The sequence below is a fragment of the Streptomyces sp. FH025 genome (assembly GCF_017427025.1).
Taxonomy (GTDB): Bacteria; Actinomycetota; Actinomycetes; order Streptomycetales; family Streptomycetaceae; genus Kitasatospora.
Window position 1 is genome coordinate 1 of sequence record NZ_JAFLNG010000338.1, and the last position, 8,166, is coordinate 8,166.

General features: G+C 66.4%; 7 protein-coding genes and 1 pseudogene. 2 read left to right on the forward strand and 6 right to left on the reverse strand.

The window, feature by feature from the left end; all coding sequences use genetic code 11:
• Positions 1 to 392, reverse strand: a pseudogene (locus J0670_RS22670) (hypothetical protein); the annotation flags it as partial.
• 73 nt (positions 393 to 465) lie between these two features.
• The gene (locus J0670_RS22675; protein ID WP_207813492.1) at positions 466 to 690 is read right to left on the reverse strand and encodes a helix-turn-helix domain-containing protein; all 225 of its coding nucleotides are present in this window, start codon (positions 688 to 690) and stop codon (positions 466 to 468) included.
• A gap of 452 nt (positions 691 to 1,142) precedes the next feature.
• On the opposite strand from J0670_RS22675, the gene J0670_RS22680 reads away from it, so the two are divergent.
• The gene (locus tag J0670_RS22680; RefSeq protein ID WP_207813493.1) at positions 1,143 to 3,152 is read left to right on the forward strand and encodes a site-specific integrase; all 2,010 of its coding nucleotides are present in this window, start codon (positions 1,143 to 1,145) and stop codon (positions 3,150 to 3,152) included.
• A gap of 896 nt (positions 3,153 to 4,048) precedes the next feature.
• Positions 4,049 to 5,290: a NucA/NucB deoxyribonuclease domain-containing protein gene (locus J0670_RS40325; protein ID WP_207813494.1), complete on the forward strand. Its 1,242-nt coding sequence runs from the start codon at positions 4,049 to 4,051 to the stop codon at positions 5,288 to 5,290.
• 37 nt (positions 5,291 to 5,327) lie between these two features.
• Here J0670_RS40325 and J0670_RS22690 read toward each other — a convergent pair whose 3' ends face one another.
• From J0670_RS22690 to J0670_RS22705, 4 genes are all read right to left on the reverse strand, one after another.
• Positions 5,328 to 5,789 carry a hypothetical protein gene (locus tag J0670_RS22690; protein ID WP_207813495.1) on the reverse strand — a complete coding sequence of 154 codons (462 nt, stop codon included), beginning with the start codon at positions 5,787 to 5,789 and terminating at the stop codon, positions 5,328 to 5,330.
• Between the two features lie 333 nt (positions 5,790 to 6,122).
• A complete protein-coding gene (locus J0670_RS22695) occupies positions 6,123 to 6,560 on the reverse strand; it encodes a DUF3307 domain-containing protein (RefSeq protein ID WP_207813496.1) in 438 nt (145 codons plus the stop codon).
• A 174-nt stretch (positions 6,561 to 6,734) separates the two neighbouring features.
• A complete protein-coding gene (locus J0670_RS22700; protein WP_207813497.1) occupies positions 6,735 to 6,980 on the reverse strand; it encodes a hypothetical protein in 246 nt (81 codons plus the stop codon).
• A gap of 86 nt (positions 6,981 to 7,066) precedes the next feature.
• Positions 7,067 to 7,630, reverse strand: a complete 564-nt coding sequence (locus J0670_RS22705; protein ID WP_207813498.1) for a hypothetical protein — start codon at positions 7,628 to 7,630, stop codon at positions 7,067 to 7,069.
• Positions 7,631 to 8,166 lie beyond the last annotated feature (536 nt).

Below are 8,166 nucleotides of genomic sequence, written 5' to 3' on the forward strand. Positions count from 1 at the left end.
CGGTTTGGTCCCGGATCGTCGGCGTAATCGTCGCCGCTGGGCGGCGGGTTGCGCTGCTGGCGTTTCTTCTCGGCCGCGCGCCGGCGCCGTTCCTGGACCTGGCGGCGGCTCGGGTTGGCGTCCAGGTAGCCGTGCATCACGTAGTCGCCGCGCCGCGGTTGCGGGCAGCGCGTGCACGCGTGCCCGGCCTCGTGCCACAGTCCGCAGGCGAGAAGCTTGGCGATCTGCGTGGCCGTGCCGTTCTTCGCCGCGACCGCTCCGGGGATCACGCCATCGGTCAGGTGGGCGCTCGCGTAGGCGCCGCAGCGCACCCACAGCCCGGTGGCGGCGTTGCCTGCCGCGAGGATCTTGGGGTGGTCGTCCGTGTTGTCGCCGACGGCGAACCAGGGCATGCCGGTGGTCTCCTACCAGGGTGGGGTGCCGGGTCCGCAGGCCGGCACGGCGATCGGGGCGAGGTGGCGGCGCTCAGGCGGCCGTGTCGGCAGCCTGGGCGTCGAGGCCCAGGAGGACGCGCAGCTTCGCGGTCGGCACGAGGAGGCGACGGCCGACGGTGATCGTCGGGATGTCGCCGCGCCTGGCCGCGTTGTAGCTTGCGGCGCGCTCGAGACCGAAGAGCCGGCCGGCCTCGGGCACGGTCATCGTCGGCTGGACCTGGGGGTCGGGAAGGGCGGGAACGGGGCTCGTCGTCATGCCCGCACTGTGGCCCGCTCCGGGCCCTACCGTCCCGCCGTCCACGGCCGGTGCAGGCAGTCCCGGTGTGTGCCGCACCGGCTGCGCCGGTACACCGAAGGCCACATTCGTGCAGGTCAGCGCCCATGCGAGCCGCGAATGGCGGTCTTGCCGAGGGCTTCGACCCCATCCGGGCCGGCCTCCCGCGACCGCGTGAAACCCGGGCCACCACCGTGCGGCGGCGGCGCGGCGGCCTCTCCTGCGTCCGCCCCGGTCCACGCCCGTCCATGTCGGCGGTCGCACGGCTGACCCCGTCCAGCCTCGGCGCGACCCAACCGCGCCACCGGCCGTACGGTCACGGCCAACTCCCCACAACCACACCGACCTGTGCCCTGACCAGCACGGCTGCGGTGACTGTGGGCATGCCGCGACCACCGCCCCAACCAGCGGGGCCTGAAAGCCGATTGAGAGAGATGAGCGCGCGCGAGAAGAACGACAGCCCCGGGTCGGTGTACCGCCGCTGCACCTGCCGCGAGCCCGTCCTGGACGAGAACAGGCAGCCCGTGCTGGACGCCGGGGGAAAGCCGAAGATGCGCGAACTCGGGTCCCGCTGCCCGAAACTGAAAGGAAAGAAGGCCCACGGCACGTGGTGGTACTACCTCAAGCTGAAGCCCGGCGCCGACGGCAAGCCCAACCGGGACCGCAAGGGCGGCTACGCGGACAAGGACGCCGCCGTGGCCGCCCTGAACAAGGCCATCGCGAAGGTCGATCGCGGCGAGGTGATCGACCACCGCACCACCGTCGCCGAGTACTTGACGACGTGGCTGAAGCAGCGCAAGACCCTGGAGCCGACGACCGCTAGCTCCTACGAGAGCCACATCCGGATTTACCTGATCCCCGCGCTCGGCCGCATCAAGCTGGAGGACCTGACCGCCGAGCCGATCACCGACATGTTCGACGCGATCCAGGCCCGCAACGTCATCATCGCCTACGAGCTGGCGCTGATCGCCAAGGCCCGCGCCGAGTACGCCGAGTGGAAGTCCCTGCACGGGCGCAAGCCGGGCCGCCCGAAGAGGAACGCCCCGCCTCCGCCAGTGCCCGCGCCGGAGATACCCAAGCGCGAGCCCCACGCCCAGATGCGCATCGTCTCCCCGGCGACCATGCAGCGCATTCGCGCGACCTTGCGCTCCGCCCTCACGGCTGCGGTCAAGAAGGGCCAGGTCAGCCGGAACTGGGCGAGCCTGGTCGATCTGCCCTCCGGCAAGCGGCCGAAGGCGCTGCTGTGGACGCCGGAGCGTGTCGAGGAGTGGAGGCGCACCGGCGAGAAGCCGTCGAAGGTGATGGTGTGGACCCCGGAGCAGGCCGGCCAGTTCCTTGACGGCATCGAGGGGGACTGGCTGCGCGCGTTCTGGCACCTGGCGATCTTCCGGGGGCTGCGCCGGGGCGAGGGCGCGGGCTTCGAGTGGCCGAAGGCCAACCTCGAGACCGCGGTCATCACCGTCGACTGGCAGGTGGTCGCGGTGAAGGGCAAGCCGCTCGGGAAGGCCCCGAAGCAGGACAGCGAGCGCACGCTCGCCCTCGACAGCCACACCCTCCAGGAGCTGCGGGACCACCGTGACCGGATGGCTGAGGCCCGCCGCGACGCGGCCGAAACCGGACGGCCGTGGCCGGTGACCGACAAGGTGTTCGTCCGCGAGGACGGCAGCGAAGTCCATCCGGACTACCTCACCGACCGGTTCGAGCTGCTGTGCAAGAAGCTGGGCCTGCCGCCCGTGCGCCTGCACGACCTGCGGCACCTCGCGGCCACCCTGCTGCTCGGCGCGGGCGCGGACCTCAAGGTCGTGCAGGAGGTACTCGGCCACGCCACGTACGTGCTGACCGCCGACACCTACACCTCCGTCCTGCCGTCCCTCGACCGCGAGAACGCCGAGAAGGCCGCTGCCCTCGTCCCGGTGAAGTCCCGCAGCAGTACCGGCGCCCCGCTGGTGTACCTGCTGGTGCTTGGCGGGATCGAGGTCGCCATGACCAACGCCGAGGACGCGCACGCCATCGTGGACCTGTGGAACGAGCTCCTGGCCCACGGCTACCCCGGGCTGAGGGAACGCCCCGCGACGATGCCGAAGAAGCGCACCCGCTGGTCCGGCCGGGGCGTGCTGTGGGAACGCCAGCCCCGGCACCAGCAGCTGCACTCCGCCGTCGCTGGCGTCGACCGGCGCTCCGGCGCGGTGATCTACCAACTGCCGCTCACCGGGCAGCCCTGCTTCGAGTTCGAGCGCGACCTGTACACCGACCAGGCCGCCATCAGCACCGTGCAGCTGCGCCACGGCCTGCGTGGCACGATCGAAGTCGTAGCCCGCGGCACCGATGAAGCAGCAGTGAAGGGCGCCTTCGAGCAGGCTCTGGAACAGGCCGCGCAGTTGCACACCGCCAGCTCTCCCGAGGCCGACGACGACCCACCCCCGGGAGAGGTCGTCGTGGCGTAATGGCCTTTTGGCCAAAGCCCCAAGGGGCCGGAGCGATCCGCTCCGGTCCCTTCTACCTGTTGTGCACCCACCACACCAGCCATGTACCCGCGGTACTGCCCAGCGCATGGCCAGAGCCGCCCAACACCCGTCGGCCGACGCATTCGCCATGCCGGGACTACCCGGGAAGACGTGTCTTCATGGCGCGAACGCCGCCTAACCCTGCGGACCAACAATTGATCCAGCTCACCACAGATCACGGGGTGGCGGTCTCAGCACGGCAACTCGAACGCTGGCGCGCCCAGCCGCGCCCCCTGCTGTCGGCACCTCCCAGACCTTCTCTGGACGCCTTGCTGACGGTAGCTCCTCCACAGCCGGCCCCGCAGTGGTCGATCTCGTGGTGTGGTTCGGCCAGCACAGCCGCCCGGCGCCGACCCCCTCTACCTCACGCTCGCCGCGTTCACGGCCGGACTCCCCGTCCCGGAAGCGACCGTCCACGAGGCGTTGGCCTGGCAAGTCGTCCGGTTCGCAACAACTCCGAACAGGCATCCCTCGAGCCGAGGACCATCGTGGGCCTCCAACCGGAAGAGACCAACGGTCAGCATCCGGCTGCGATTGAGACAAGTCCTTCCAGCTTGACTCCGTTTGGCTGGTCTCACCTCCTCTTTTGCAGGAACATCAAATTCCACATCAGGGCAAGCCGCACGAAACAAGCCATTCCCTTTTACTCCAATTGACTCACAAAATATAACCGGCTAGATTCGAGAAATCCACATCCTCCTTCGAGTCTGCCGAAAAGCAGCGAACCGAAAAGGGAGCCCATGCGTTTTAAGCGATCCGCAATCCTCGGAATCGTAGCCCTAGTTGCCGCATCCGGCTTATCTCCAGCCGCCTCCGCCACTCCTGCTGAAGCAAAGGTGATCACCTTTACCAGCAGCACACCGCTTCCCAGCATTCCGATCGGGACACCAGTAGACCAAGCCATAGAAAAAATCGCCGCACTAGGCGGCATCGAATCCGCGACTGGGGCCGCTTCAACAAGCTTGCCGCGCCCGCCTGTCCCCTCTCTCGAGGAAACGGAATCCAAGAGGCGGTCACAGTTTTACGGCAGCCAGGCGGGAGAATTCACTCCACAGAACCCTCGATCGATACTCGGCATCGTAGACTTTGAGGCATGCCGAAATAATCCGAACGGGGCGGCGGAAAACGGAGTCGTAATCGATCACTTTAATTTCTGTCGGCATCGGTACACGGGCGCCATTCATTACGAAAACGGCAAGGTGAAGGGGACGCTCGACTATCGCGAGACGCAGGTTGGCAGCGGCTCCCGAGGCAACAGGGAAGCTCTTATCAGTGCAGAGCTGACCGAATTCAAGATGGCCGGCTCCTTCAATCAGTCTTCGAATCTCACCGTCTACATGGGCACGAACGCAAAGCAAGGCCAGACCGCCTGCAGAGCCGCCGGAGCCACCAATCCGATCACGAACACGGTGGCCAAATGGATGGGGAACGGGTTTATAGGTTGGAGCATCCTGTCGGATGAGGCCCAAGGGACAGGGGACGAAAAGATCGTCGACTGCATGTGGCTTCTCTACCAGCGAGCAGCACCCAGCGGAGAAAACTGGACGAACTGGTACGGGGCCCCTTACCAGGACCTCCGGTTCGATTCAGCGAGCTACCTCCCCAGCAAGCTCGGCGTCATATTCAGCCGGGTCACCCCCGTCATGCAGTACAGCAGGACGGACCCGCTGGTCAAGGGAGTGGCCGAGCACATCTACACAGCCTTCACGAACCCAAACTCAACACTCCCCGCTACCAGCAATGGGGCAAAGGTAATTCCAGGGAATATTAAATCAACCCCTCCGAGCCTCATTACACGCCTGTACCCTGGGGCCAACCCGATCGCAGATCAAGCCTACAAGGACAATCGCGCTGTCGTCAGTGCCGCATGCTCCAGCCTTCCGCACAACCCCGGCGAGGAGTGCGACGAGTTCCCGTTCGCGTCAACGTGGGAAGGTGCGGGCCGTGGCGACGGGAACTTCTCGGTCCGATACGTAGACGGCACGCAGAACGGAAACGCTGGGACCGCGCTGGCGGTCTGGTATGGGTCGGACCGGATTCTCCACAATGACAAATTTGGAGTCTCAATCCTTCCGTAACCTCCAAGGGATCACGGCCGGTGGCGGAAACTGATTGTCATTCCGCCGCCGGCTCGAATGCGAAGTGGAACCGCTCCACCCCACAGGGCAGGTTCACGCTTATCCGATCATCTGAATTACTTGCAATTTCCCAAAATACACTTAGTACAAAATTGCGCTCCCCTCCTGCAAGGTCCAGCATCACACTGGCAGGACCCGAGAATAGGGTCCACGCTTCGATGCGGCCCGTACGGGACCTATATGGGACTCTAGCAAGAAGCCTAAACCCCTCCGGGCATACAGGATGGTCAGTCAACTCAAGGGTCACCTCGGCGTAGTGATCCCGAATTGAACTGCGAACCTTGACCGCCCCCTCGGCTAGCGTGACTCCCGGGGTTTCGTCACACAGAGGAAGATCCATCCAGCTGCCGCCTTCGGCAAACTCATCCTCCTCCCACAACCCGAACTGCGAACGTTCGACTGAAACAAGACCTGTGGCCTCGGCGTGAAAGTTCTGCATGTCACCGATCCTTACACGTGCCTATCACTCTGGTGTCAGATTTGGAGCAACCTCCAGACTCGTGCACGGCTGCGTACACAACAACATGGCAGCGCCCTCGCCCGCTCACTGCCCCCTCGAGAAGGCAAGCCACCGCTCTCTCCCAGGCGGGTTCGGGTCGACTTGTCCTGAACGCACCGGTTAGGGCAATGCGGTGGAGGGTCGTTGAGTCGGGGAGGTCCCGTACGCGGCGGGTCCGGAACCCCGGGAAAGGGATGCCGGGCCCCGGCTGCGCCACGGTGACGCCGGTGATCACCACAGATCCGCCAGGAGGTCCAACAGCACGCGCACCGGTTACCGGATGAGGGTGAGGAGCAGTGCGGCCGGAAGGAGGCCAAAGGAGAAGTGCGCGGCCTGGTCGACCTTCTCAAGGCCCCCGGCCGCCAGGTATCCGCGCTGGCCCGTGTGCTCCATCCACCAACGCACGCCCCGGCGCCGGTCGATCGCGGCATGGCTCATGCCGATCCAGGCGAGACCGGCGGCCAGGGATCGCCAGGATGGCTGATGGTCGAGGACGAGCGGGCCAGCTGCCAGAAGGACGGCAGTAGTGGTGACGACGTGGATGGAGGCGTGGAGGAGGTTGTGGCCCCAGCCGTGGTGATAGCGGCCTGGACACCGGTCGTTCGGCCCCTCCGTCCAACCCGACTTCTTTGCTGCCATCCGGTCCCCTTGCCCGGGGTAGTCGGCGAACCAGTGGCAGACGAGCAACAGCACGTAGATCGACGCGAACATAACATCCCCTCGGGTACGCGAAAGGCCGGAGCGAGGGCCGCTCCGGCCTTGAAGACCCAGCCCATGTTGGGCCGGGGGTTGAACCGCGGTCAGCGACCTCACTGATGGACGTCAGGTCCGACGAACGCCGATGGCCCGGACATTCGCCCAGGCCACGCGGTCAGGAAGCAGGGGTCAGACCCAACGCAGGCGCTGGAGGACCCGCCAGATGATCACCGGGGCGACAGTGCACGGGATCAGCACCATCACCTTCTCCGGGGCCACGCTCTGCGTCATGGCGTAGAGCAGGACGAGGCCGACGAGCACGGGCGGGTCTGCCTTCGGGAGCAGTTCCAACGCCCGCTCCAGGAAAGCCGTCGGGTTCGGCTCCGACGCCGGCCCTTCGTCGTTCTCCGGCCCTCGGGGCATACTCGTGGACACAGGCATCTCCTTTGTTCGATGTGGGTGGTGCCGGGGCCGCCGCCCCCCGTGGAGCCGGGAAGCATCCGGGGGGCTGGCGGAGATCTTCAACGCTCGCTGTTCGGGGCGGTCCGCAGCAGGAACGCGACCGCCGACTCCAAGCGACGCAGACGTTCGTCTACCGGCAGCTCCGAGGTGTCGTCGGCGAAGCGGAGCTCGCCGTGATGGCCTCCATGGAGCGCGCCAGTCTGATGGTCGGAGTCCGCGACGAAGTGCGGCCGATGGTCGGACAGTGGCCCATCATCCGCAGGCTGTGCTCGGCGGCGGCCGCGACGGGTTTCAGCGCTGGGTTTGGGAAAGATGCGGCTGATCTGGAAGGAAGACCTCTCCTCCACATGGGCCCAGATGAGGCGCAGGCTGGTCACGGCTTCGATAAGGCTGTCGCGCCGCCCGGCCCTCTCGACCCAGTCGTTGAACCCTGCCGCGTAGCGTCCATGGACGGTGCTACGGGTGACGCCGAGCTGCTTGCCGATGTCCTCCCACGAGGTTCCCCGGGAGCGCTCGGCGTACACGGCACGCTGCATCAACTCCTCCGCCTGCTGCTGGAGCAGGTGGGCCTGCTTCACGAAGTAGCCGGATGGCGTGTTGAGGGGAGGGCTCAGACCATCCAACGGTCGCGGCCCCTCGACTCGGACCTCATGAGGCCACCCGCCATCGCGATCTGGCACATCGTCAGGTTCCATGGATCGTATCCAATCACCTGACATTCCGTCCGGTCAAACCGGATGCTCGTACGGGCGTGCCGTACATACGGCGATACGGCACACCGTACGTACGGGGTGTCGAGATGCCGAAGCTGTGGGCCCGGTCGGCGCCCAGCACGGGGTGCGCCTTCTGGCCAGACCTGAGGTGCGCCGGCCAACCAGCACTCACTGTGGGTGGACCTCCGGCTGCCCGTGGCGTCGAGTGGACTGTCACGGACGTGGGTGGAAAGGGGCTCGAAGGGGGCGGCCCGGGGGCGCTATCCCCGCTCCGTCCCCGCACCCGCCAGCGAGTCAGGCAATTCGGGCATCGCGCTACGCGGCGGGCAGCGCTCGGGTCGCGGATGGGCATGGAAAAGGCCAGGTCAGAGGATGTCTGACCTGGCCTCGTCGCGGTGGGCCGCCAGGGGCTCGAACCCTGAACCTACGGATTAAAAGTCCGCAGC